Source organism: Candidatus Binatia bacterium, assembly GCA_036563615.1.
In the GTDB taxonomy this organism is placed as follows: Bacteria; Desulfobacterota; Binatia; order UBA12015; family UBA12015; genus DATCMB01.
Genome location: DATCMB010000023.1, coordinates 1 through 25093, shown reverse-complemented (window position 1 = coordinate 25093; position 25093 = coordinate 1). Strand labels below are relative to the sequence as shown.

Sequence of the window (25093 nt, the reverse complement as noted above, 5' to 3'; positions counted from 1 at the left end):
GCGTCGGAGGATCCGGCGCCGGAGCGCGGCACCGTCGACCGTCAGGCCGGACGACGGCCGCGCATCGTGCGAAAGGTGATCGAGTAGCGCAGCGCCTTGGTCGGCGAGATCGCGTGCTGCCAGCCCCAGCGCGCGCCGTCGCGAATGACGTACGCCGAGCGCGGCTCGAGCGTCAGGACGAGCGCGCGCTCGCCGGAGCCCTTCTGGTGCGGGTACGGCCGGAAGCGCATGCGCGCCGGTGACGCGAGCGAGACGCCGAGCACGACGCCGAAGCTCGGCGCGTCGCGGTGCCAGCCGAGCTGCGTCCCGGGGCGGTACTCGGCGACGGTGCACTGCACGAGCTCGTCCTCGGGCACGCCACCGAACGCCGAGAGACGCGCGCGCAGCGGCTCGAGGAAAGCCGGCAGCGGTGGTGCTTCGACCGGCGCGTTGCGCGCGAAGTCGTAGCCCGCGCCGAAGCTCGCGATGCGGCGCTTGGCGGTGAAGTCGCGGTAGCGCGCCTCGACGAGCGTCAGCGTCGCGATGGCGTCGAGCAGCGCGCGCTCCTCGTCGGGCGTAAGGAAGCTCGGGCGATAGAGAAAGCCCTCCGGAAGTCCGCTCGCCGGACCTCGGAGGGCTTCCTGCTGCGGCGTCGGCTCGCCGTCCGCGAGCGACGCGAAAAGCTCCCGCTGCTCCTTCGGTGCGCGCATCGTCGGCAGGCTCGCCCTCGACCGAGTCTACTCGGCTCGGGCCAAAGCTGCAGCACGACGCGCGCACCGGGAGCGCGACGCTTCATGACGCCGGGCGGTACTGGAAGTTCGAGACCACGACCTCCTGCGGGCTCGCCGGCGGCGGGTTGTAGCCGTCTTTCTCCTCGGGGAAGTTGCCCATCCAGAAGTTCAGGTGGAACTGCTGGCAGCCGCTCGCCGGGATGAACGGGTTCTGGTCGGGCGACGTCGTCCACTCGTGGCTCGCCACGGCCGGCAGCGTGTCGAGCGTGTACGCGCCGTCGAACTGCTGGAAGGTCACCGGCTGGTTCGGGCCGGTCCACTTCATCACCAGCGTGATGGTCTTGACGCCCGGGGCGATCGTGTAGCGGTGGACGTTTTCCGGATGCCCTTCCCAGCGCTGCAGGGTGAACTGCGCGTTGCCCGTGCACAGCTGCGGGATGTTGCGACACGGCTGCGCGTCGCGCCGCCCCCAGCGCGAGATCTCGGCCAGGTCGAGCTCGCGAGCCGGGTTGTTGCCGTCACCCGCGGGATCCCGCTCGTAGGTGAAAGCGCCGAACGCGACGTTCGGGTCCATCTGATCCCAGGACGGTGCCGTCTTGATCGTGGCGGTGACGAGGTACGTCCCGTAGCCGAGCTGCGCCGGGGTCCCGTCGGCGTTGAACGCCGTGACCGCCTCGGCCGCCGCGTAGCGCGTGCCGCCGCCCAGGTCGTCGGGACGCACGAAGAGGTGGAGCCCCTCCGCGTCGACGGTGACGTTCCGCGGGCTCCAGGCGTTCTTCATGTTGTAGAAGTAATTCGGGTGCCCGTAGAACTGGTACTCCGTCCACCACTTGTAGCCGGCGAACGTCACCATGCAGTCGGGCGTGCCGCACTTGTCCGGTGCGGGTGTGAAGTTCGGCGTCGGGCACGTGGCACTCGCCTGCGCGGGAGGAACGTCCGACGCGGTCGCGGCCTGCGTCTGCGCCGTCGCGTCTCGAGCTTCCGTCGCCACGTCGTCGATCGACGACGTCACGCCGTCGTAGAAGAGACCAGCTCCTTCGTACGTGAGACGCACCTCGTGAGTCCCGCCGACGGTGCCGACGCGCGGGCGCCCGAGGATCGAGCGCACCGGCGCGCGACCACGCAGCTTGCCGAGGAGCCGCATCTCGCAGGTGATGTCCTGCGGGCCGAGGTCGAAGTCGTCCTTGAAGACCTCGACGTCGAGCTGGTGCAGGTCGAAGTCGTCCTTGGTCGCTTCGAGCACGTCGGCGTAGAACTCCCGCGCCGCTTCCTTGTCGGTCTCGAGGGTCACGCTGCCGTCCTCGTGGCGGATCACGCGGCCGTTGAGCTGCAGCTCGTCGCCGTCGTTCAGGTCGAGGTCGCCGAGGAGGAGCTCGAACTCGCCGTCGGCGAGGAAGTCGCGCGGGCCGAGGAAGAGGCGGCAGTAGCCGCGGATCGGCCGGTAGGGATTGCGTTCACGCAGCAGCCCAGTCTCGAAGTTGCTGCTGGCATGCGCCGCGGGCGGCGGGAGAAGCGCCGCCACCGCGAGGAACGCGAAGGCGGTGCCGAGCGAAAGGAGCTTTCGATCTCGGGTCATATCCGTCCATCAACGCGCGGCCCGTGCTCGGCTGTCAACTCGGAAACGCGCATCGTGGAGACTACTTCGTCCAGTTGATCTCGCGCGCCGTCGCCTCGCCGATCAGCGTCGCGTCGAGGCTCGGCGCCATGGTGGCTTCCGCTTCGGAGATCGGGATGCGCCCCGCCATGATCTCTGCGAACTTCTGCGGATGGCGCGGCTGCAGATCGGGCCGTGCGTAGCCGTCGGGGAAGAGCGGCAGGTTGGTGCGCGCATCGTACTTGTCGCTTGCGCCGAGCGTGTGCAGCAGCTCGTGCGCAATCACGACGTTGTTCATCTCCGCCATCGCGTTCGACGCGAACGCGTTGACGATCCCGATCCTGCCCTTCTCGAGGCCGAGCGAGTGCTCGAGGACGTCGCTCCGCTCCGGGTCGTGGTAGACGACGAAGAGCTGCACGTCGGGCTCGAGCCCGTCGTGGGTGTCGACGCGCCACGCCCACCAGCGCAGCTTCAGGCTCCACAGCATGATCTTCAGGACGTCGGCGTCCCTTGGCGGCGGCGGCGGGAGCTCGTCGACGGGCGGCGCGAGGCGGATGCGTAACGGGTCCCCGAACGACGTGCGAACCTCGTAGCGCCGGGCCTCTTCGGCGACGTAGCGCTCGATCGGCTCGTAGGTGGCCGTGGTCAGCGACGCGACGTAGCTGCGCGTCGTCGGGCCGTCGTCGCCCGCGATCGGATAGACCGCGACTCGGAGCGGGACGTCCCAGTCCGCGATCCGCGCCTTCGCCTGCCACGTGCCGACGCCGACCACGAGCAGGATGGCGAGGAGGATGGCGATGCGAAGCGCTCTGAACACGACCTCACGACCTAATGTCGGGCGCCGACCGGGTGCGCTTTACGGGCGACCTGCACGAAAATTTTAGCGGCAGATCGTCACGATAAGATTGACACTGGATCGGGATAGGAGGAGAGAAGCCCCAGCGAGACTCGGAGGAGGCAGAGTCAGCATAGCTGGGTGATGGCGTGCGCCCAGTGGCCACCGGCGCGCGCATCGCCTGGGAACGTACCGCCCATTGCGAGCCCAAATGCGACGCTGGTTCCTGACGGCCCCCCTGCTCCTTTCGCTCCTCGGCCAACCCCTCACCGGAGGCATGGCCCAGGCGATCGAGCTGCGCATCGAGCCCAGCATCCTCGGTCAGGTGCGTGAGGGTTACTGGTCCGACGAGATCGAGGCGCCGCTCGAGCTCTACGGCGACTTCGGCATCTCGGGTCTGCCGCACGGCACGACGCTCGACACCTACTTCCGCCTGGAAGAGGACTTCGCGCGCTGGGACGACGAGACCGACTTCTTCATCGGCGCGATGCGGGTGCCGAGCGCGCCGGGCGGCCTCGACGTCCAGCTCGGACGCCAGATCGTCGCCGAGTCGCCGGTCGGCCTGTGGGACGCGGACTCGGGCCAGATCCGCATCGGAATCGACGGCACGCCGCTGTCGTTCACCGTCTTCGGCGGGCAGCCGCGCTACTGGGAGCCGACCTTCGGTCCGGAGCTGATCTCGCAGGACGAGCAGATCTTCGGCGGCTCGGTCCGCCTGATGCGCTTTCAGGGCGGCGCGCTCGCGCTCGGCTACCTGCAGCAGAATCGGCAAGGCCGCGAGCTCATGCAGCAGGTGACGCTTTCCGGCACGCGCACCTTCGCGAACCTGCCGGGCTGGCCGAGCCTGTACGGCAACTTTGCGCTCGACTCCGACCGCGCGAACATCGACCAGATCCGCGTCGGCGTGCAGAGCTTCGTCTGGCGCCCGAACCTGCTGTTCAACTTCGAGAGCGGCTACTACAAGCCGAACGACGGCGGCGACGTCGTCGTGCGCGATCTCAACCGCCGCGAGGATCCCGTCTTCCAGCTCTTCTCGGTGAGCGAGCTGCTGCAGTTCCGCGGCGGGCTGCGCTACCAGATGTCGCGCACGCTGTCGGCGTTCACCGACCTCTCCTACCAGCGCTACGAGCGGACGCGCGACTCGATCGTCGACGGCTACGTCTGGAGCGCCGGCGCCTTGTACCTGCCGGGTGGCGACGGCCTCGAGATCGTGCGCCTCGAGTACTACGGCATCGACGGCGTCGGCGGCAGCGTCAACGGCGGACGCATCTACTACGAGAACCGCTACTACGAGCAGATCCTGTTCCGCGCCAAGTGCGACGTCGCCTACTACGACAAGTCGACGAACCAGGACGGCACGGCGATCGGGAGCTTGATCGGCGTCGGCTACGAGGTCGCACGGGGGCTCGTCGCCGAGGTCAACTTCGAAGCGAACCGCAACCAGCTCTTTCCCGAGGACTACCGCTTCGGCTTCTTCGTGACCTACAGCGCCGGCTACACGACCCAGCCGGATCTCCGGCGCGACTACGTGGGCAACGACTGGCGGCCGTGGCCGTGGGCGCCGGCGCAGACGGGACCGGCGTCGTGGGGTCCGCGCCCCGCGCGCTGGAGCCGCAATCCGGGTCTGCCGGCGAGCGGCTGGGCCGCGCCGACCTTCGCCGCCGTCGCCGCGGCGCGCGAGGCGGAGAAGGAGCGTCAAGCAGCCGGCGCGTCGGACGCCGCCGAGGACGCGCCCGGTTCCGACCCAGCATCGCGGGCGGCGTCGACCAGGGAGGAGGAGTGAAGCGGCGCGCACGGCTGCTGGCGGGCGTATGCTTGACAATCGCCGCATTCAGCGCATGCCGGGACATCCTGCCGCAGAACCGCTTTCTGCGGCCGCGGACGACCGAGCAGCGGAGCCTGAGCACGGCGGATGCGCGGAACAGGTTCAACCACGCGCGCCACGAGAAGATCCTCGCGCAGAAGGGCGTGACGTGCGCCGACTGCCACCGCTTCGACGCGCTGATCGACACCTCGAACGAGCAGCTCGCGAGCGTGCTGTCGGGCACCGCGCAGTATCCCGGCGGCGCCGCCTGCCACTTCTGCCACGGTCCGAGCGAGACCCGTCTCGCGGCCGCGCCCTCGGCGTGCCTGACGTGCCACAGGAACCTCGTGCCGCTGCTGCCCGCGAACCACGAGATCGCGTGGCTGCGCGTGCACGCGTCGGTCGCGAGCGCCGACCCCGTGGAGTGTCAGAACTGCCACCGCGACTCGTTCTGCGTGAACTGCCACCAGAACCGCGACTCGATCCTGACCTTCATGCACGAGCGCAACTACCTGTCGTTCCACTCGGTCGATGCGCGCGCGAATCCCGTCCAGTGCGGGAGCTGCCACCGCGAGGACTTCTGCATCGGCTGTCACACGCAGGCGGTGAGGTGAGCGTGAGCGACCTGCTGCGACACAAGAGGCTCGCTGCGCTCACGGCCGCGCTGCTCGTCGGCGTCGCGCTCGCCGGCTGCGGCAGCAGCTCCTCTCCGCAGAGCGAGGATTACGGCAACCTGCTCGCCTCGCCGGGCGGGCTGATCGTGCTGCAGGAGGAGCACCCGTCGGGCTGGATGCGTCCCGACTGCTTCGGCTGCCACGCCTTCCAGAACATGCACCAGGTGAACCGCACCGGCCTGCCCGACGAGCTGGTCGACCTGCCCGGCATCCGCGCGATCATCCAGAACCAGGGCGAGGCGAGCTGTCCGCTCTGCCACGGCGACAACGGGGTCGTGCAATGAGGCGCGGGGTGCTCGTCGCGGCGCTCGCCTGCGTCGCTTGCGCGACGCTCGTCACGACCGCAGCCGCGCGTGCGCCGGTCGGCGCGCCGCACGACATGACCACGGCCGACGGCGAGCTCGACCCCGAGGCCTGCGGCGCGTGTCACAACGAGGACATGTCGCTGCAGCGCACGAAGCTCGAGACCTGCACGCTCTGCCACTCGACCTCGACGCACAGCGGCTCGCTCGAGCACCTGCGGGTCGATCCGGCGCGCGTCAAGCAAGCGCTGGAGGGCCGCCCCAAGGACGCGATCGCGCTGCCTCTCGCCGAGGACGGCCACATCTGGTGCGGCACGTGTCACCTCTTCCACGACCCGAACGTGCTCGAGGAGAAGTGGCTCGCCGAGGGCTGGAAGCCGCCCGCTGGCGGCCTCTCGGGCGCGGTGCGCGAGAGCGTCACCGAGCGCTGGACGGTCCTCGCGCACGACGCGGATCAGAAGACGGTGCCGGCGAAGTTCGCCGCCGAGGGAACGCGCCTTCTGCGCGCGCCGGTGAGCGACGGAACGCTGTGCCGCCAGTGCCACCGGGTGCTGCCGTGAGAGCCGTTGCGCGCGCACCGTATCTCGTCGCGCTGCTGCTCGTCGCCTGCGTCGGCTGTGGCGGGCACGGCGCCGAGCAGTTCTCCGGTCCGCCGCAGACGCCGGAGCAAGCGTACGGACAGTGCGCGTTCTGCCACCGCGGGCTCGCCGCGGCGATGACCGCGAACGGCGGCCACGGCGGCTTCGACGTCAAGTGCGAGGACTGCCACGCCGATCTGAAGCCCGGCTTCGCCGAGTGCGGCCACCGCGCGATCCCGAGCTGTCCGGACTGCCATCGCGAGCAGATCACGCACCACGACCCGGGCGTCGCGAGCCCGCGGCAGTGCACGATCTGCCACACGCCGCACGGCAGCCCGAACCTGCTTCTCATCCGTGTCGAGGTGCCGCTCTCGAACCCGAGCAACGAGACGCAGGCGTGCAGCGACGCCGCGAGCTGCGCTCCCGGGCTCGCGTGCGCGGGCGTCGGCGGCGTGTGCGGCGTGCCGCGGCGCACCGGCGGCTGCGCCGCGCCGATCATGTTCACCAACCTCGCCGGCAAGGCCGACGGCAGCTTCGCGAGCGCGTCGCAGCCCGGCACCGGCCTGTGCGAGGTCTGCCACACGACGACGCGCTACTACCGTCGGGACGGCACGGGCGAGCCGCACTTCGAGCAGGCCTGCTACCCGTGCCATCCTCACAGCGTGGGGTTCCTGCCGCGATGAAGCTCGGCATGCATCGCTCGCGAGGGATCGCACGTCTTCGGGCGGGAGCGGCGCCGCGAAGTCGTCAGGAGGTCGGTCCATGAACGGGCATCGGCACGCTGCACCACGCTTCGCCGCGCGAAGCGTTCTTTACGAGACGGGCGTGGCGCTGCTCGCGGCGTCTCTGGTCTTGACGCTGGCCTGCGGCAACGGCGACGACGACGGGCCGTCGCCCACGCCGACTCCCATTCCGACGGTCACACCCTCGCCCGGCGGGATGGCGGGTCCCGGCGTCGTCGCCGAGTTCACCGGGGCGTCGGTCGCCGAGGACGGCACGGTCGAGGCGACGTTCATCTTGACGGACGCGCGCGGCGTGCCGCTCACGGCGACGCTGTCGCCGGCACAGAACGACCAGCAGGCGCGCGTCCGGCTCGTGATCGCGCGCGCCGAGCTCTACTCGGGCGGCGGCGACCTCGCCAACGAGTTCATCCGCTACGTCAACGAGACCGACCCGACGCGCCCCAGGTTCGACTCCGGCGGTACGCTCGACCTCATCGACGGCGCGAGGGGCCTCTACCGGTACCGTTTCGGTACCGGCGTCGGCTTCGTCGAGGGGCGCACCTACTCGATCGGCATGCAGGTGGATCGCGAGTTCGCGGGCGTCGAGGAGTGGGCGAATCCCGTGCTCGACTTCGTGGTCGGCGGCGGCGAGCCGCTGGTGCGCGAGGACACGACGACCGCGCAGTGCAACGTCTGCCACCAGCCGCTGATCGCGCACGGCAACCGGCGCGAGGTGCGGCTGTGCACGCTGTGCCACACCGAGGCGGCGGTCGACGAGCTCGGGCGCAGCATCGATCTGCGCAACATGATTCACAAGATTCACGCCGGCACGTCGCTGCCCTCGGTGGTCGACGGGCCGCCGGGGACGACGTACGCGATCTTCAGCTCGTTCGCGGACGAGGACGTCGTGTTCGCCGAGAAGCAGGCGGACGGCACGGTGACGGGCGTCACCTTCCCGCGTCCCCTCGAGTCGTGCTTGACGTGCCACGCGGAAGGCCTGACCGCCGAGTTCTGGCGGACGAAGCCGTCGACCGCGGCCTGCGCGACCTGTCACGACGACGTCAATCCATCGCTGCAGCCGACGCAGGCCGGACCGCCGGGCACGAACCACCCGCCGGGTGGCTTCCTCGACGGCCAGTGCTACGCCTGCCACCGCGCGGAGGAGGCGAGCGAGTTCGACATCTCGGTGCCGGGCGCACACGTCATCCCCGAGCAGTCGAGCATGCTGCCGGGCCTGAACGTGTCGATCCTCGACGTCGGCGACACGGCGCCGGGGCAGAGGCCGCGCATCGACTTCCGGGTGACGGACAACGCCGGCAACCCGCTACGCGATCTTTCCGTCCTCAACCGGCTCGGCTTCACCTTCGCCGGGCCGACGACGGACTACGCTCGGGTGTTCGCGCTCACGGCGGTCGGCGGCGGGGCCGCGGGCGAGCTCATCGGCCCCGACGCGGACGGCGTCTTCGAGTACGTCGCGTCCGCGGCGATCCCCGACGACGCGATGGGGTCGTGGGCGGTCGGCGCCGAAGCGCGGCGACCGGTGCAGCTCACGCCGTCGATCTCGGTCAACGAGGCGGCGCCCAATCCCGTCACGACGTTCTCGGTCGAGGGTGGAGAGCCGATGCCGCGGCGTCAGGTGGTCGCGAACGAGCGCTGCTGGACGTGCCACGGCGAGTTCTCGAAGGGCTTCTCGGTGCACGGCGAGCTGCGTGACCGCGTCGAGTACTGCGTGCTCTGTCACAACGCGAACGCGACCGACGCCGCGCGTCGGCGCAACGACCCCGAAGCGGTGGCGGCGGGCTCGCCGACGGCGACCATCGACTTCAAGGTGATGATCCACAAGATCCACCGCGGCCACGACCTCGCGATGCCGTACGTCGTGTACGGCTTCGGTCCGACGCCACCGGGCTACAGCGTGCACGACTTCAACGAGGTGCTCTATCCCGGCGACCTCCGCGACTGCGCGACCTGCCACGTCGACGACAGCCAGCTCATCCCGCCCTTCCCCGGCACCGCGCTCGGCACGCTGCGCACGCACCTCGATCCCGCGACGGGCGACGAGGTGGTCGACGGACGCACCGGTCCGATCACATCGGCGTGCACGTCGTGCCACGACAGCGAGGCGGCGATCGCGCACGCGCAGAACGAGACCGCGCCGAACGGCGCCGAAGCGTGCCCGGTTTGCCACGCCGAGGGACGTGAGGTCGCGGTGTCGGTCGCGCACGAGGGGAGAGACTGAGTGCAGCTCACGAGCGGGGTGCGGCCTTGAACCAGACGCGTTCGCTCTTCGACGGGCCGGCCGGCGCGCACGGCTTCTCGTGGCTCGAGGCGCTGCCGATCATCGTCGCGGTCGCCGCGGCGGCGCTCCTGCTGCTGCGCCTCGTCAAGCGCGATTTTCCGCCCGGGCTCGCCGCGGCGGCGGTGCTGCTGCCGATCGCTGCGTACGCCCTCGGCGGGCTGTTCCTGCTCGAGAGATCGAAGCAGGTGAGCTTCTGTGGGTCGTGCCACATCATGACGCCGATCGTCGCGAGCCTCGAGGCGAACGACGGCACGCTCGCGTCGATGCACTACATGCGCGGCCTCGTGCCACATGACGAGGCCTGCTACACGTGCCACAGCGGCTACGGCATCTGGGGCACGTTCGACGCGAAGATCGCCGGCGTCCGGCACATGATCCGTACGATCACCGGCAACTACCAGTTCCCGCTCAAGACGCACGGCCCGTTCGACATCGACTCCTGCCTCGGCTGCCACGCGCAGGTGCCGAGCTTCCGCGCCGTCGAAGCGCATCAGGATCCCGACCTCCAGAAGCAGCTCCTCGACCGCGAGATCGGCTGCACCGGGATCTGTCATCCCGCGGCGCACCCCGAGTCCGCGCTGCAGGGACCACAGGTGGCCGCACGATGATCGCCCTCGCCTGCCTGCTCGCGCTTGCGGCGCTCGTGATTCTGGTCATGATGGTTCTCGATCTCTCCGGCGCGACCGCGATCCTGTTCTCGTTCGTCGGCGCCCCCGCGCTCGCGCTGGCGCTGCTGCTGTACGCCCTCGCCCGCTGGCGGGCGGGCGCGTTCCGATTTGGTGACGAATCGCGTCGTCTCTGAGGAAAAGGAGCTTGCTCATGACGAAGTCGAGTCTCGTGGCTGCTGCGGTCTCACTGGGTCTGCTGCTCGGCGGATCGACGGTCGCCTGGTCCGCGGACGGCGCCGAGGTCTACAAGGCGCAGTGCGCCAAGTGCCACGGCGAGACCGGCGACGCCGACACGCCGGTCGCGAAGACGCTCAAGGTCCCGCCGCTCAAGGGCGACGCCGACGTGCAGAAGATGTCGATCGCCGAGATCACGCAGGAGGTGAAGGAGAACAAGAAGCACCCGCCGACGGTGAAGTCGCTGAGTGACGCGGACATCGAGGCGGCGGCGGGGTACGCGAAGGAGTTGGCGGGGAAGTAGTTTGACGGCGCCGAGCGGCCCGGGTGATCAGCTCCTCACGCTGGGCCGCATCCCCTTGCGTCGTCGCGCGGCGGACGCCGTGAGGTCCCGATGGGGATCCTCGTAACGCCCTGACGTTCGCCACGTCGACGAGATCGACGCCCACGATCCCCGGCTCGGCCTCGCGATCGGCCGCCGCGAACGCAGCGGGATTCGTGGAACGCGAGGCCACTCGCTGCGTGGCGTCGATTGGTACCGTGCCTGCCTCCGGGGGCACGACCTGAGGACGGCCCAGGGCCGTCCTCAGTGCCTGCCGTCTGCGCGGCGCGCCGCAGACCGCCGACCAGGTGTGGCTCGCGACCAACGTGATCTGCGGCAACCGGGGCGGCGAGCTGTCCGGCGTCCTGCTCGACGCGCAGGACGTCGGCAACCTGACGCCGAAGGGAACCGAAGGTCCGGGCGTCGTCGCGAGCCCGGGCTGCGAGAATGAGCTCCTGCACTTCGCGTCGCGCGCCGGCGAGGACGGCGTGCTCGACACCGGGACGACGACTTCCGCCTCGCGCCGACCTCGCCCGCGATCGACCACGCGCTCGATCCGCGCGCTGGGCATCGGCGTGCTGGACGCGATCCTCGAGTCCGACCCCTTCGGCGCCAACGCGCGCCCGCGCGACGGGGACGGCGACGGCATCGCCGAGTTCGACGCGGGCGCGATCGAGGGCCCCGGCGACGTGACGCCGACGCCGACGGCGACGGCCACGCCGACTCCGACCCCGACGGCCACGCCCTCGCCAACCGCGACGCCGTCACCGACGCCGACCGCGACTCGACCCCCACGACGATCGTCACGCCGTCGCCGTCGCCGACCCCAGCCCAACCCCGACGCCGCCCCCACGCCGACGCCGACCTCCACGCCGGAGCCCACCGCGTCGCCGGAGCCGACCGCCACGCCGGCGCACTGCCCGCTCGGCGCTCCGTTCGAGGTGCGTCCGAACGGCAACCCGTGGCTCGCAGGCATGCGCGACGGCTCGCGCGACGGTGACCATCGCGCAGATCGCGGTCGCGTCGGTCATCGTCCGCACGGTCGCCGGCGGCGTCACCTACGCCGTGACCGGCAGCGTCGGCGCCGCGGTGCTGATCGGGGGCTCTCCTCTGGCAAGTCGACGGTCGGCGGCGCTCGCCGTGCGCGAGTGGCTTGACGTGCGTTTCGCGCTCCTGCACGGTGAGCGCGTGAGCTTCGTCCGCACCGAACGCTCCTGTACGCGCTGTCTCGACGACCCGAGCGTTCGGTCGCGGTTCGTCTGATCGCCGGCCTCGCCGGAACGACGACGCGCTTTCGAAGGCCCGGGTCGACCCCCGGGCCTTCTTCTTTGGCCCGCAGCGGGGACAGCCGACCGCACCGCGGTGCCTTCGCGTCCCCGACTGACGGGCGACCGGAGGATACCGATGGACACCTTTCCCACGGCGGCGGCGTGGCCGCCCTTTCATTCGCTGTCGCGGGTCATGCTGGCGATCGCGCTCGGCATGTTCGTCGGCCTCGAGCGCGAGTGGCGCGGCAAGGAGGCCGGCCTGCGCACCTTTGCGTTCGTCGCGCTGCTCGGCGCGGTCGGCGGCATGCTCGGTCCGAGCTTCGCGATCGTCGCGATGGCGCTGCTCGGCGTGCTGGTCGCGATCATCAACTGGCAGGCGCTGCGCGTCGAGCAGGGAGCGGAGCTCACGACGTCGACCGCGCTGCTCGTCGTCGGCTTCGCCGGCGTGCTGTGCGGCTTCGGCCACCGCGTCACGCCGACCGCGGTTGCCGTGGTGAGCGCCGGGCTGCTCGCCTGGAAGGAGCGTCTCGCCGGCTTCAGCCACCGCTTGACCGCCGAGGAGCTGCGCTCGGCGATCCTGCTCGCGATGCTCGCGTTCGCGATCTACCCGATCCTGCCGGCCGAGCCGGTCGATCCGTGGCAGCTCATCGTGCCGCGCGCGGCCATGGTCACGGTGATCACGATCGCCGCGATCGGGTTTGCGAATTACGTGCTGTGGAAGGTGGCCGGGCCGCGCGTCGGCATGGAGCTCACCGGGCTGCTCGGCGGGCTGGTCAACAGCACCGTCACGGTCACCGAGCTCGCGGCGCGCGTGCGCGAGGCGCCGGTCGCGCTCTCGGACGTCGGCTACCGCGGCATCATCCTCGCCACGATCGCGATGTCGCTGCGCAACGCGCTCGTGCTCGGCATCCTCGCGCTGCCGGCGCTGGTGTACGCGGCGCCGGCGCTCGGCCTCATGCTCCTCGCCGCGCTGGTCGCGATGCTCGCGCCGCCGCGCCACGACGGCGACGCAGCGGACGAGACGCCCGTGCTGCCGCTCGTGTCGCCGTTCTCCCTGAGCTCGGCGCTGCGCTACGGCGGGCTCTTCCTGCTGCTGGAGGTGATGAGCGCGTTCGCCCAGCGCATGCTCGGAGACATCGGCTTCTACGGCGTGACCGCGCTCGGCGGTCTGGTCTCGAGCGCGTCGGCGGTCGCGTCGGCGGCCACGCTCGCGTCGCAGGGCCGCATTCCGATCGACGTCGCCGCGGCCGGCGCGGTGATCGCGTCGCTCGCGAGCGCGGCGGTCGATCTCGTGATCGTCGCCCGGGTGGCTCGCGTGCGGCCGCTGACTTTGCGCTTGGCGGTGGCGACGGTCGCGGTGATGGCGCTGGGTGTGCTCGGCGCGTTCGTCGGGCGCGGGGGATGAGGACGGATACCGAATTGCGCTCGGTCGGCGATCGGTGCAGCGTCGTGCATGCCCCGGACCTGGTCCGGCAGCGCGCCGCGTGACGCCCCGGTCGCGACGCTGCTCGCGGCGCTGGTCTTCGCGACCCACCTCGCGTCACCGATCCGCACCTCGTTCGACTCGCGCTGGTCGATCCACACCGCGGTGAGCCTCGCCTACCGCGGCGACGCCGACCTCGAGGAGTACGTCGAGCTTCTGAAAGCGGACGACGACTACGCCGTCGAGTGGCGCGCCGGGCGGCGCTTCACGCGCTTCCCGATCGGTCCGTCGCTCCTCGCGCTGCCGGTCGTGGTCGCCTACGACACCGCGGCGCGCGTGCTGGGCTGGCCGTCGTCCGAAGATCTGATCCGGCAGAAGCGCGCCGCTTTGCTCGAGGTGCTGGTCGCCTCGCTCGTGGTCGCGCTCACGACCGCTCTGATCTTCCTGATCGGACGCGAGTGCAGTCTCGGCACGCCGCTCGCCGCCGCGCTGGCGCTGATCTTCGCCTTCTGCACGCCGGCGTGGTCGACCGCGAGCCGCGGTCTCTGGCAGCACGGTCCGGCGATGCTCGCGTCGGCGACGGCGCTGTACCTTTTTCTACTTGCACGTCGCCGCGAGGTTTCCGCGGCGCTCGCCGGGGTTGCGCTGGCGCTCGGCGTCGTGATGCGTCCGACCGGCGTCGTGCCGCTCGCGGTGATCGCGGCGTACGTCGCGCTTCGTCACCCGCGCCAGCTGCCCGCATTTCTCCTGCTCGCGGCCGTGGTGCTGGGCGCGTTCGTCGCCGCCAACCTGTGGTCGTTCGGTGCGATCCTGCCGTCGTACTTCCGCCCCGGGGGCCAGCCGGTCGCCGCGTCGCGCGACGTGCCGTGGGCGCTTCTGGGTCACCTCGTGAGCCCGAACCGCGGTCTGCTGGTGTTCTCGCCGGTGCTGGTGCTGGCGCCCGTCGGCGTGCTGGTGAAGGCGTGGGGGCGACGCCTGGATTTGCTTGACGCCGCGGCCGTCTCGACGGTCGCGGCGCACCTGCTGGTGATCTCGTTCGCCGGCCAGTGGTGGGCCGGGCACTCGTACGGACCGCGCTTCTCGACCGACGTCCTGCCGCTGCTCGCGTACCTGATGATCCCGGCGCTGGCGCTCGTCGGCGCTCGCGACGGCGGTCGGCGCGTGCCGCTCGTGTCGCTTGGGGTCGTGGGGCTGCTCGTCGCGTGGAGCTTCTTCGCGCACTACCGTGCGGCGACGACGTGGGACGTTTGGGCATGGAACGGGCAGCCCATCAACGTCGACGAGCGTCCGGAGCGCGCGTGGGACTGGAGCGACATGCAGATCCTGCGCGGGCTCGGCGGCTGAGACGCGGAGACACGTTCGCAGCGTGGCACCGTGAACGGACCGGAGAAAGGGTCTGCGTGCGGGCGAGCGGCGTGCGGGGCGTCGGCGCCTGCGCGGCGTCGCTCTCGTCGGCGCAACGTCACGCGCTCTCGGCGCGCATGCACTTCCCTCCTACGCGCACGCCGGGTCGCTCGCGACCCACGTGCATGCCTCCCTCGCCTCGCACGCCGCGCGCTCGGTGATCACGCCGCAGACGTTGGGCAGGAAGCCGTCGGCGCGCACGCAGCACGGGCGGTGCGAGAAGATGAACGACGAGTTGTGCGCGGCGTACGTCGAGTGGCAGCCGATGCAATCGCCGGTCGCGAAGCTGTCTTTGGGCTCCTCGCCGCCGGGGCACATGGCGAGCGCTTCCTCCTGCGTCTTCACGCAGTCACCGTTGCAGGCGCGACAGAACGGACGCTCCGGTGCGAGATTGCAGCCGTTCATCGCGGGCGGCTGCGGCCCGACCAGGAAGGCCTCGATCACCGAGTTGCGCAGCGCGCACGGGAAGTACGCCTCGAAGGCGGGCTCGTAGAACGGGAAGTTGGTCGACGAGCCGCGGAGCGGCCACTGCGTGCTCACCAGGAAGTAGTTCAGCCAGACGTTGTCCTCGCCGAAGTGCTTGCGGATCGCGGCCGTGTACTGCTCGGTGCACCTGGTCGGAATGATCGTCGACACCGAGGGGTTGGTCACGCGCGTGATCTGGCTCGGCACCGGGTTCTCGGGGACGTTGCTCGGATCGGGGTAAAGATTCAAATTCGGACAGCAGCGGAACTCGGCGGGTGACGACACGCCCGGCTGGTACGTGGCGCACTCCTCGGGCGTCTTCACCGGCGTGCAGCTCGGGTCGTAGAAGGAGAACGACGTCGCGCCGTCGTTCACCCCCGCGGTGGGGACGTTCGCGCGATGCTCGAAGGTCGCCCACACCCACTCGGGGTTCCCGAAGAGCGCCGGCTGGTAGACGATGTGCATGGCGACCAGCCCCATGGTCCGCTTCTCGCACTGCTTCTCCGGCGGATCGTTGGGGTCGTAGAGCGCGAAGGTGCGGGTGTAGAACGTCCCGCTCGCGATCTCGGCCGGCGTGAGCGGCTTCCACACGGCCTTGATCTCCATCGAGCCGATGTCGCCCGGCTTGCCGTCCTGCGCGACCTTCGCGGCCGGAAAGCTACCCGGGGTCTGGCCGGGCGGCAAGCTGTAGTCGCGATGCAGGTTGCGCTTGAGCGCGTCGAGGCTCACGCCCGTCTTCCAGTAATCGTTTTGGTTGACGACGAACTCCCACTCCGTGCGGTTCACGCGGACGTCGAAGTGGACGATGCCGCCGTTCTGGTCGACGAGCACGCCGTCGCCCGCGCGGGCGGGATCGTCGCTCGCGCCCGGCGGGAACTTCGAGAGGAACGCGGCGGAGCGCTTGGAGCGCATCTGCAGCGTCGGGCCCGTGCAGGGCGAGGGGATGCCGAAGAGCTCGTCCGCCGTCGGGTAGTCGAGCCAGACCGTCTCCGCGTGACCGTCGCCCGAGGGGTCGAGCGCACCCGGCTTGCGCGTCGTGTCGGGGTAGCCCGGCTCGTCGGGGTTGGCCGGCCAGTTGAGCGCGAGGAAGAGCTGCCAGGCGAGGTTGTCGGAGCTGCCCTGCCCGGGCGCCCAGGCGGGGCGCTGCTTGGTCGGGCTGCAGACGTCGACGGGGATGCAGTAGCTCGGCGGCTCATCGACGATCGCCGCGGTGCAGGTGTCGAACCCGCCGGTCAGCGCCGTGCTCGCGCCGGTCGGGTTGGTCGTCGGATCGTCGGGCGTCTCGGCGTCGACGAAGTCGCAGGGGTAGAAGGTCAGGCGGTGCTGGCAGGTCGGGTCCTGCTGGTAGAAGTGCGTCCCGACGTGCTCGCCCGTCGACGTGTACTGCGAGTACTCGGGATAGCCCCAGTCGAAGGTCGGCTTGGTCTGACGCTCCGACCGCGAGTCGCTACAGGCGAGGACGGCGAGCGCCGCGACGACGCCCGCTGTCGCGCGAAAGCCCCTTGCCATCGAGCTCACCTCCGGGCGGCGGCCCATCCGTCTCGACGCCACCCCACTTCGCTGCAAAAAATGCGATGCACCGCGGCGCTCACGCAAGAGTTCGCGGGGGCGCTTTCGGAGGCGGAACACCCGCGCGCTGACGCGGGAGCCGCTGCACCTCAGCAGACTCCCGAGCAGCCGCCACGCACGGATCGCCGTAGCAGCAGCGCATCAGCCCGGACGCGCGCGACGCACGCCGCAGGATCGCTCTTCGCAACGGCGGCGCGCGCGAAGGAGCCAGGACACGAGCGGTGTCGCCGCCGTGCTCAGACCGGCGACGACACCGCCGCAGGCCGACGACGCTCGCACGGCGCACGCCTCGGCGCGCGACCGCCGAGCGCCGCCCTCACACCATCGGACTCGCCGGCAGCGCGGTCTCGCCCATCAGGTACTTGTCGACGCCGCGCGCGGCCTCGCGCCCTTCCCAGATCGCCCACACCACGAGCGACTGCCCGCGTCGCGCGTCGCCGCACGCGAACACGCCGGGCACCGACGTCGCGTAATCCGCATCGGCCACGACGTTGCCGCGCGCGTCGAGCTGAACGCCGAACTGCTCGAGCAGCGGCTTCTCCGGACCGAGGAAGCCCAGCGCGAGCAGCACGAGGTCGCACTCGAGCTCGAACTCGCTGCCGGGAATCTCGACCATCTTCGGCGGCGCGCCGTTCTCGCCCTTCTGCCAGTCGAGGCGCACGGCGTGCAGCTTCTTGACGTTGCCGTGCTCGTCGCCGGAGAAGCGCTTGGTGTTGATGCTCCAGTCGCGGATCACGCCCTCCTCGTGCGACGACGAGGTGCGCAGGATCATCGGCCAGTACGGCCACGGCGCGACGTCCTCGGTGCGCGTCGCGGGCGGCTGCGGCAGGAGCTCGAACTGGTGCACCGAAATTGCACCTTGACGGTTCGACGTGCCGAGGCAGTCCGACCCGGTGTCGCCGCCGCCGAGGATGACGACGCGCTTGCCGGTCGCGAGGATCTGGTTCGGCACCTGATCGCCCGCGACGACCTTGTTCTGCTGCGGCAGGAACTCCATCGCGAAGTGGATGCCCTTGAGCTCGCGGCCGGGCACCGGGAGGTCGCGCGGCTGCGTGGCGCCGGTCGACAGCACGACGGCATCGAACGACGAGCGCAGCTCGTCGGCGGTCACGTCGACGCCGACGTTGACGTTCGTGCGGAACACGACGCCCTCGGCCTCCATCTGCGCGAGACGGCGGTCGAGGATGTGCTTCTCCATCTTGAAGTCGGGGATGCCGTAGCGCAGCAGCCCGCCGATCCGGTCGGCCCGCTCGAACACCACCACGTCATGCCCGGCGCGCGCGAGCTGCTGCGCGCACGCGAGACCCGCAGGACCCGATCCGACCACCGCGACCTTCTTGCCGGTCTTGCGATCGGCGATCACCGGCGACACCCACTCGTGCTTCCAGGCGTAGTCGATGATCTGCTTCTCGATCTGCTTGATGGTCACGGGCTTCTGCTGGATGTTCAGCACGCACGCTTCCTCGCATGGTGCCGGACACACGCGTCCCGTGAACTCGGGGAAGTTGTTGGTCGAGTGCAGGCGATCGATCGCGTCGCGCCAGCGGCCGCGATAGACCAGGTCGTTCCAGTCGGGGATGATGTTCCCGAGCGGGCAGCCCTTGTGGCAGAAGGGGATGCCGCAATCCATGCAGCGCGCGCCCTGGGCCTGCAGCTTGTCTTCCGGCAGCTTGCCCTCGAGCTCGCGCCAGTCCTTCAGGCGCTCCTCGACCGGACGGCGCTGCGGCAGCTCGCGCTCGATCTCCAAGAAACCCGTGATCTTTCCCATCTCGTCCCCGTGCGGTCCTCAGCTCGCGATCGAAGCTCGCGAGCTTGCGCTCTTCCGATGGACCCTCCGCACCATCACACGCTCGCGAGCTTCGCGGCGTCGCTGTCGAGGTGCTGCTTGGCGAGGATGCTGCGGTACTCGACCGGCATCACCTTCGCGAAGTAGCGCGACAGGTTCTTCCAGCCGCTCAGGATGCGCCAGGCGACCGCGCTCTGCGTGTAGTCGTAGTGCCGCTTGATGAGGTTGTGCAGCAGTTCGAGGTCGTGCTGCTCGAGCGGATCGATCTCGACCATCCCCATGTTGCACATCGCGGGGAATTTGCCGTGCTCGTCGAACACGTACGCGATGCCGCCGCTCATTCCCGCAGCGAAGTTGCGACCGGTCGGACCGAGCACGACGACGAGACCCTTCGTCATGTACTCGCAGCCGTGGTCGCCGACGCCCTCGACGACCGCCGTCACGCCGCTGTTGCGCACGCAGAAGCGCTCGCCCGCCATGCCGCGCAGGAAGACCTCGCCGCCGGTCGCGCCGTAGAGCGACACGTTGCCGACGATGATGTTCTCCTCGGGCACGAACGTCGCCTCGCGCGGCGGGATCACGACGATGCGTCCGCCCGACATGCCCTTGCCGAAGTAGTCGTTGGCGTCGCCCTCGAGCGTCACCGACAAACCGTTCGCCATGAAGGCGCCGAAGCTCTGACCCGCAGAGCCGCGGAAATGGATCTTGATGGTGTCGGGCGGCAGACCCTGCTCGCCGTGCCGACGCGAGATCTCCGCCGACAGCATCGTGCACACGGTGCGGTTCACGTTGCGGATCGGCATCGAGAACTCGACCGGACGCTTGTACTCGAGCGCGTCGCGCGAGAGCTCGATGAGCTGGTTGTCGAGCGCCTTGTCGAGCCCGTGGTCCTGCTCGGCGACGCAGCGGATCGCGACGCCCTCGGGCACCTCGGGCTTGTGCAGGATCTCGGTGAGATCGATGCCCTTCGCCTTCCAGTGCTCGATCGCGTCCGCGGCATCCAGGCGATCGACCCGACCGACCATCTCGTCGACGGTGCGGAAGCCGAGCTCCGCCATGATCTCGCGCAGCTCCTCCGCGATGAACAGCATCATGTTCACCACGTGCTCGGGCTTGCCCTCGAACTTGGCGCGCAGCACGGGATCCTGCGTCGCGATGCCGACCGGACAGGTGTTCAGGTGGCAGACGCGCATCAGGATGCAGCCCGACGCGACCAGCGCCGCGGTCGCGAAGCCGAACTCCTCGGCGCCGAGCAGCGCCGCGATCGCGACGTCACGACCGGTCTTGAGCTGACCGTCGGTCTCGACGCGGATGCGGCCGCGCAGGTCGTTCATCACGAGCACCTGCTGCGTCTCCGCGAGGCCGAGCTCCCACGGCGCGCCAGCGTGCTTGATCGAGGTCAGCGGTGAAGCGCCGGTGCCGCCGGAGTCGCCGCTGATCAGCACGACGTCGGCCTTCGCCTTCGACACGCCCGCCGCGACCGTCCCGACGCCGACCTCCGCGACCAGCTTGACGCTGATGCGCGCGCGGTTGTTGGCGTTCTTCAGGTCGTGGATCAGCTGCGCGAGGTCCTCGATCGAGTAGATGTCGTGGTGCGGCGGCGGCGAGATCAGACCCACGCCGGGCGTCGAGTAGCGGATCTTGGCGATGTACTCGTCGACCTTGTGGCCGGGGAGCTGGCCGCCTTCGCCGGGCTTCGCACCCTGCGCCATCTTGATCTGCAGCTCGTCGGAGTTGACCAGGTAGTAGCTGGTCACGCCGAAGCGTCCCGACGCGACCTGCTTGATCGCGCTGCGACGCGAGTCGCCGTTCGGATCCGGCTGGTAGCGCACGGGATCCTCGCCGCCCTCGCCGGTGTTCGACTTGCCGCCGAGGCGGTTCATCGCGATCGCGAGGTTCTCGTGCGCCTCGCGGCTGATCGAGCCGAGCGACATCGCGCCGGTCTTGAAGCGCTTGACGATCTCGGTCGCCGGCTCGACCTCCTCGATCGGAATCGGCGTGCCGGGCTTGAAGCGCAGCAGGCCGCGGATCGTGCACAGCTTGCGGTCGTACGTGTTGACCAGCTCCGAGTACTTCTTGAAGAGCTTGTAGTCGCCCTTGCGGACCGCGTGCTGCAGCGTCGCGATCGTCTCGGGGTTGTACATGTGGTACTCGCCCCGCCGCCGCCACTGGTACTGCCCGCCCGGATCGAGCTCGCCGTCGAGCGCCGCCGGCGTGTGGAAGGCGGCCTTGTGGCGCATCTCGGTCTCGCGCGCGACGACGTCGATGCCGACGCCCTCGATGCGCGACGCGGTCCAGGTGAAGTACTTGTCGATGAACTCCGAGTTGAGGCCGACCGCCTCGAAGATCTGCGCGCCGCGGTAGCTCTGCAGCGTCGAGATCCCCATCTTGCTCATCACCTTGAGCAAGCCCTTGCCGATCGCCTTGATGTAGTGCTCGATCGCCTCCTCTTCGGAGACGTTCTTGATCACGCCGTCGCGGACCTGCTGCCGCAGCGTGCGGAACGCGAGGTACGGATTGATCGCGCCGGCGCCGTAGCCGACGAGCAGCGAGAAGTGGTGCACCTCGCGCGGCTCGCCGCTCTCGACGATCAGACCGCAGCGCGTGCGCGTGCCCTCGCGGATCAGGTGATGGTGCACCGCAGCGGTCGCGAGCAGGCTCGGGATCGCGCCCCAGTCGCGGTCGACGCCGCGATCGGACAGCACGAGGAGCGTCGCGCCGTCGGCGATCGCCGCGGACGCCTTCGCGCACAGCTCCTCGAGCGCGTGCTCGAGCGCCTTCGCGCCGCCCGCCACCCAGTACAGCGTCGACAGCGTGACCGTGCGCAGGTTGCCGCTGTCGAGCCGCTTGATGCGCGCGAGCTCCTCGTTGGTGAGGATCGGCTGCTCGAGCTCGAGCTGGTGGCAGTGGAGCGGCGTCTCCTCGAACAGGTTCTGCTCGGAGCCGATCGTCGTCTTGAGCGACATCACGAGCTCTTCGCGGATCGGGTCGATCGGCGGGTTCGTGACCTGCGCGAAGAGCTGCTTGAAGTAGTTGAACAGCAGCTGCGGCTTGTCCGACAGCACCGCGAGCGGCGTGTCGGTGCCCATCGAGCCGACCGCCTCCTGCGCGTTGATCGCCATCGGCGCCATGATGAAGCGCAGGTCCTCGAGCGTGTAGCCGAACGCCTGCTGCAGCTTGAGCAGGTCCTGCTCCGACTCCTCCGCCGGCAGGTGCGACGCATCGACCGCCGGAACCTGCTCGAGCTTGACGAGGTTGTCCTTGAGCCACTGGCGGTACGGCTTGCGCGCCGCCATGCCTTCCTTGATCTCCTCGTCGTCGACGATGCGACCCTGCGCGGTGTCGACGAGGAACATGCGGCCCGGCTGCAGGCGGTTCTTCGCGACGATGTCCCCCTGCGGGATGTCGAGCACGCCGACCTCGGAGGCCATCACGACGAGGCCGTCCTTGGTGACGACGTAGCGCGACGGACGCAGGCCGTTGCGGTCGAGCACCGCGCCGATCACCGTGCCGTCGGTGAACGCGATCGACGCCGGGCCGTCCCACGGCTCCATCAAGCACGCGTGGTACTCGTAGAACGCGCGCTTGGTGTCGCTCATGCTCTCGTGCTTCTGCCACGCCTCGGGGATCATCATCATGACGGCGTGCGGCAGCGAGCGGCCGGTCTGCACGAGCAGCTCGAGCGCGTTGTCGAACTTGCCGGAGTCGCTCGTGCGCTCGTCGATCACCGGCTGGATCTTCTCGATGTCCTCGCCGAACGCGTCGGAGGCGAACATCTTCTCGCGCGCGTGCATCCAGTTCTCGTTGCCGCGCAGCGTGTTGATCTCGCCGTTGTGCGCGATGAAGCGGTACGGGTGCGCGCGGTCCCAGGACGGGAAGGTGTTGGTCGAGAAGCGCTGGTGCACCAGCGCGAGCGCGCTCTTGAAGTTCGGATCGCGCAGATCGGCGTAGAACGCCGGGATCTGCTCGGGCTGCAGCAGGCCCTTGTAGACGATCGTGCGCGACGACAGGCTCGGGACGTAGAAGCTCTCCGCGTCGCGCAGGTGCGTCGCCGCGCGGACCTGCTTCTCGACCGCCTTGCGGATCACGTACAGCTTGCGCTCGAGAGCGATCTGGTCGTTCACGCCGCGGCCGGGCGCGATGAAGATCTGGCGGATCTCCGGCATCGACGCGCGCGCCAGCGGACCCGCCTGCTCCGGATCGACCGGTACCGTGCGCCAGCCGAGCAGACGCTGCCCCTCCTCGCGCACGACCTTCTCGAAGATCTCGAGACAGACGTTGCGCTCGAAGACGTCGCGCGGCAGGAACACCATGCCGACGCCGTACTCGCCCACCGGCGGCAGCACGATTCCCTGCGTCAAGCACTCGCGCAGGAAGAACTCGTGCGGGATCTGCAGCATCATGCCGGCGCCGTCGCCGGTCAGCGGATCGCAGCCGCACGCGCCGCGGTGCTCGAGGTTGCGCAGGATCTGCAGCCCCTTCTGGACGATGTCGTGGGACTTCTCGCCGCGCATGTTGACGACGAAGCCGACGCCGCAGGCGTCGCGTTCCGTCATCGAGCGGTAGAGGCCTCTCTCCTCGGCGAGCCGTCGCCGCTCGCGCATCGCCTCGACGTCTTCGCGGCGGTAGAGCTCACAGTCCTCGCGGTGTTCGATCATCGCTGCCCCTCGCTCACTTCCCTCTCTCGAGCCTCGATCACGGAACCGCCGACGGCTTGGCGCTGTCCGCCGGCTTGATCGCCAGCACCTTGCGCTCGCCGTTGCCGCGCCCTCCGCGCCGGCGCGGCGTCCCCGCCGGCTTGCGCAGCGCCTCGAGCTGCGCGCCGAGCGGCAGCTGCGAGCGCTCGGCGTGCGTCGACAGCACCACCATGGTCTCGGTGCGCGCGACGCCGTGGACGCTGCGGATCTGGCGGATCAGCTTCTCGAGCGACGACGTGTTCGCCGTCTTCACCTTGAGCAGCAGGGTGTGCTGCCCGGTGACGTGGTGGCACTCGAGCACGCCCTCGAGCGCCGACACCTTCATCTCGAACTCCTCGATGCCGGCCGGGTGCTCGACCAGCACGCCGATGAAGGCGGTGACGTCCAGGCCGATCTGGCGGCCGTCGATCTCGGCGTGGTAGCCGCGGATGACCCCGCTGTGCTCGAGCTTCTTGATCCGGTCGATCACCGACGGGGCCGACAGCCCCACCAGGTCGCCGATCCGGGCGAGCGGAATCTTGCAGTCCTGCTGCAGCGTCTGCAGGATCTGCAGATCGATCGCGTCAAGCTCGAGCTCTTCTCCAGCGCCTAATTTCATAAGGTCCCTCACGGCGGGGACCTTACGGATAGCGAACGAATCGCCTCTGCGTCAACGGTCCGTTTTGCCACAACGTGGAAATTCCTATGACGCGCCGTTCGGCACGTTCGAAGCGTGACGTGCGGGCGAACGGAGCCCGTTCGCTGCGAACGAACGGTTTTTTTCGGAGGGTGGTGGCGGGGTCGGCCGACCGTCTCGGCTAGCCGCCGGGGCGGCCCGGCTTGCGGCCCGGGCGAGTCCGTGGGCCGGTCGGCACGACGGCGCCGGCACGGGCCCACACGGCGTCGGGCAGGTGGCCGGCGGGCGCGCGCCGGCGAGCCGCGGTGACGGCGCGCGCCGCGGCGGGAGGCCGGCTCGGGCGAGCCGGCCTCCGGCGTCGTCGATGAACGACTGCCGTCGCCGACGAGAGGCCGCCGACGACGAGCAGGACGAAAGCCTACGGCGTCAGCGTGGGCTGCGGGGTCGACGACGGCGCCGGCGTGGGCGTCGGGCCCGGGGTCGGCGTCGGGGCCGGTCCCTCCTCGTGGCGCAAGGAGAAGGTGAGCAAGGACGGCTGCGAGAAGGGGTAGTCCGAGAGGATCTGGATCGACACCAGGTCCCCGTCGTCGACCGTCGCGCTGTTCGACGTGTCCGAGCAGCTCTGCAGCATGCCGTACAGCTGGCACGAGATGTTCGTTGCCTGGGAGTTCACGAACACGTGGAAGATGATCGTCTGCAGCGGGTACGGGAGCTGCGTCGAGTGCACCTGCAGGCGGCTCAGCGTGCCGGCCAGGACGGGCACGGAGGCGAGCGAGGGATCGTTCTGCACCGTGCCCACGCCCGGCGCGACGTAGTACGTCCCCGCCTCCTCGATCGCGTCGAGCGTGCCGCCGACGAGCAGGGTGCCGCCGCCCGACCCCGCAGGACCCTCGGGGCCCGTCGCCCCCGTCGGCCCGGTCGGACCCGTCGGTCCCGCGGGCCCCGGTTCGCCCGCAGGCCCCGGTTCGCCCGCAGGCCCCTGCTCACCCGTCGGTCCCGTCGGACCCGTCGGCCCCTGCGGTCCCGAGGGACCCGTGGGACCCTGCTCACCCGCAGGCCCCTGCTCACCCGTGGGTCCCGTCGGCCCGGGCTCGCCCGCCAGCGCGAACGCCGCCCACGCTTGCGACACCCCGGGCTCGTTGCCCAGGTTGCCGTCCTCGAGGCTCAGGTAGCTCGAGCCGTC

Annotated in this window: 20 protein-coding genes; 12 read left to right on the top strand and 8 right to left on the bottom strand. The window is 70.0% G+C overall.

The window, feature by feature from the left end; genetic code table 11:
* Positions 1–41: 41 nt before the first annotated feature.
* From VIS07_21315 to VIS07_21305, 3 genes are all read right to left on the bottom strand, one after another.
* Entirely contained in the window at positions 42–689 is a 648-nt protein-coding gene (locus VIS07_21315) for an alpha-ketoglutarate-dependent dioxygenase AlkB (protein ID HEY8518057.1), read from the bottom strand.
* 82 nt (positions 690–771) lie between these two features.
* On the bottom strand, positions 772–2286 hold the full coding sequence (locus VIS07_21310) for a hypothetical protein (protein HEY8518056.1): 1515 nt from the start codon (positions 2284–2286) through the stop codon (positions 772–774).
* Between the two features lie 61 nt (positions 2287–2347).
* A complete protein-coding gene (locus VIS07_21305) occupies positions 2348–3121 on the bottom strand; it encodes a hypothetical protein (protein ID HEY8518055.1) in 774 nt (257 codons plus the stop codon).
* A gap of 295 nt (positions 3122–3416) precedes the next feature.
* Here VIS07_21305 and VIS07_21300 point away from each other — a divergent pair, with 295 nt between their 5' ends.
* From VIS07_21300 to VIS07_21245, 12 genes are all read left to right on the top strand, one after another.
* A complete protein-coding gene (locus VIS07_21300) occupies positions 3417–4922 on the top strand; it encodes a hypothetical protein (GenBank protein ID HEY8518054.1) in 1506 nt (501 codons plus the stop codon).
* Entirely contained in the window at positions 4919–5557 is a 639-nt protein-coding gene (locus VIS07_21295; protein ID HEY8518053.1) for a cytochrome c3 family protein, read from the top strand. Before VIS07_21300 ends, VIS07_21295 begins: the two co-directional genes overlap by 4 nt.
* A 2-nt stretch (positions 5558–5559) precedes the next feature.
* The gene (locus VIS07_21290; protein HEY8518052.1) at positions 5560–5901 is read left to right on the top strand and encodes a hypothetical protein; all 342 of its coding nucleotides are present in this window, start codon (positions 5560–5562) and stop codon (positions 5899–5901) included.
* A gap of 8 nt (positions 5902–5909) precedes the next feature.
* The gene (locus tag VIS07_21285; GenBank protein HEY8518051.1) at positions 5910–6479 is read left to right on the top strand and encodes a hypothetical protein; all 570 of its coding nucleotides are present in this window, start codon (positions 5910–5912) and stop codon (positions 6477–6479) included.
* Positions 6476–7180, top strand: coding sequence for a hypothetical protein (locus tag VIS07_21280; GenBank protein HEY8518050.1), 705 nt, complete (start codon positions 6476–6478; stop codon positions 7178–7180). Before VIS07_21285 ends, VIS07_21280 begins: the two co-directional genes overlap by 4 nt.
* Positions 7181–7322: 142 nt before the next feature.
* Positions 7323–9458, top strand: a complete 2136-nt coding sequence (locus VIS07_21275) for an OmcA/MtrC family decaheme c-type cytochrome (protein HEY8518049.1) — start codon at positions 7323–7325, stop codon at positions 9456–9458.
* A gap of 26 nt (positions 9459–9484) precedes the next feature.
* A complete protein-coding gene (locus VIS07_21270; protein HEY8518048.1) occupies positions 9485–10126 on the top strand; it encodes a hypothetical protein in 642 nt (213 codons plus the stop codon).
* On the top strand, positions 10123–10320 hold the full coding sequence (locus VIS07_21265; GenBank protein HEY8518047.1) for a hypothetical protein: 198 nt from the start codon (positions 10123–10125) through the stop codon (positions 10318–10320). The genes VIS07_21270 and VIS07_21265 overlap by 4 nt, the downstream gene beginning before the upstream one ends.
* A gap of 17 nt (positions 10321–10337) precedes the next feature.
* Positions 10338–10664, top strand: a complete 327-nt coding sequence (locus VIS07_21260; GenBank protein HEY8518046.1) for a c-type cytochrome — start codon at positions 10338–10340, stop codon at positions 10662–10664.
* A gap of 1014 nt (positions 10665–11678) precedes the next feature.
* Positions 11679–11945, top strand: coding sequence for a hypothetical protein (locus VIS07_21255; protein ID HEY8518045.1), 267 nt, complete (start codon positions 11679–11681; stop codon positions 11943–11945).
* Between the two features lie 141 nt (positions 11946–12086).
* Positions 12087–13355: a DUF4010 domain-containing protein gene (locus tag VIS07_21250; GenBank protein HEY8518044.1), complete on the top strand. Its 1269-nt coding sequence runs from the start codon at positions 12087–12089 to the stop codon at positions 13353–13355.
* 48 nt (positions 13356–13403) lie between these two features.
* Positions 13404–14717 carry a hypothetical protein gene (locus VIS07_21245; protein HEY8518043.1) on the top strand — a complete coding sequence of 438 codons (1314 nt, stop codon included), beginning with the start codon at positions 13404–13406 and terminating at the stop codon, positions 14715–14717.
* Positions 14718–14867: 150 nt separating this feature from the next.
* Here the strand turns inward: VIS07_21245 and VIS07_21240 are convergent, their stop codons facing one another.
* The 5 genes from VIS07_21240 to VIS07_21220 form a co-directional block, all read right to left on the bottom strand.
* Entirely contained in the window at positions 14868–16751 is a 1884-nt protein-coding gene (locus VIS07_21240; GenBank protein ID HEY8518042.1) for a hypothetical protein, read from the bottom strand.
* A 376-nt stretch (positions 16752–17127) separates the two neighbouring features.
* The gene (locus VIS07_21235) at positions 17128–18579 is read right to left on the bottom strand and encodes a glutamate synthase subunit beta (protein ID HEY8518041.1); all 1452 of its coding nucleotides are present in this window, start codon (positions 18577–18579) and stop codon (positions 17128–17130) included.
* 74 nt (positions 18580–18653) lie between these two features.
* Positions 18654–23201, bottom strand: a complete 4548-nt coding sequence (gene gltB, locus VIS07_21230; GenBank protein ID HEY8518040.1) for a glutamate synthase large subunit — start codon at positions 23199–23201, stop codon at positions 18654–18656.
* Positions 23202–23292: 91 nt separating this feature from the next.
* Positions 23293–23892 carry an Lrp/AsnC family transcriptional regulator gene (locus tag VIS07_21225; GenBank protein ID HEY8518039.1) on the bottom strand — a complete coding sequence of 200 codons (600 nt, stop codon included), beginning with the start codon at positions 23890–23892 and terminating at the stop codon, positions 23293–23295.
* 436 nt (positions 23893–24328) lie between these two features.
* Positions 24329–25093, bottom strand: a 765-nt coding sequence (locus tag VIS07_21220) for a hypothetical protein (protein ID HEY8518038.1), incomplete at its 5' end; no start/stop codon positions are given.

Coding starts and splice junctions, on each gene's coding strand:
- VIS07_21315 (HEY8518057.1), bottom strand. CDS start 689: ATGCGCGCACCGAAGGAGCAGCGGGAGCTTTTCGCGTCGCTCGCGGAC.
- VIS07_21310 (HEY8518056.1), bottom strand. CDS start 2,286: ATGACCCGAGATCGAAAGCTCCTTTCGCTCGGCACCGCCTTCGCGTTC.
- VIS07_21300 (HEY8518054.1), top strand. CDS start 3,417: ATGGCCCAGGCGATCGAGCTGCGCATCGAGCCCAGCATCCTCGGTCAG.
- VIS07_21265 (HEY8518047.1), top strand. CDS start 10,123: ATGATCGCCCTCGCCTGCCTGCTCGCGCTTGCGGCGCTCGTGATTCTG.
- VIS07_21260 (HEY8518046.1), top strand. CDS start 10,338: ATGACGAAGTCGAGTCTCGTGGCTGCTGCGGTCTCACTGGGTCTGCTG.
- VIS07_21250 (HEY8518044.1), top strand. CDS start 12,087: ATGGACACCTTTCCCACGGCGGCGGCGTGGCCGCCCTTTCATTCGCTG.
- VIS07_21245 (HEY8518043.1), top strand. CDS start 13,404: ATGCCCCGGACCTGGTCCGGCAGCGCGCCGCGTGACGCCCCGGTCGCG.
- VIS07_21240 (HEY8518042.1), bottom strand. CDS start 16,751: ATGGCAAGGGGCTTTCGCGCGACAGCGGGCGTCGTCGCGGCGCTCGCC.
- VIS07_21235 (HEY8518041.1), bottom strand. CDS start 18,579: ATGGGAAAGATCACGGGTTTCTTGGAGATCGAGCGCGAGCTGCCGCAG.
- gltB (HEY8518040.1), bottom strand. CDS start 23,201: ATGCGCGAGCGGCGACGGCTCGCCGAGGAGAGAGGCCTCTACCGCTCG.
- VIS07_21225 (HEY8518039.1), bottom strand. CDS start 23,892: ATGAAATTAGGCGCTGGAGAAGAGCTCGAGCTTGACGCGATCGATCTG.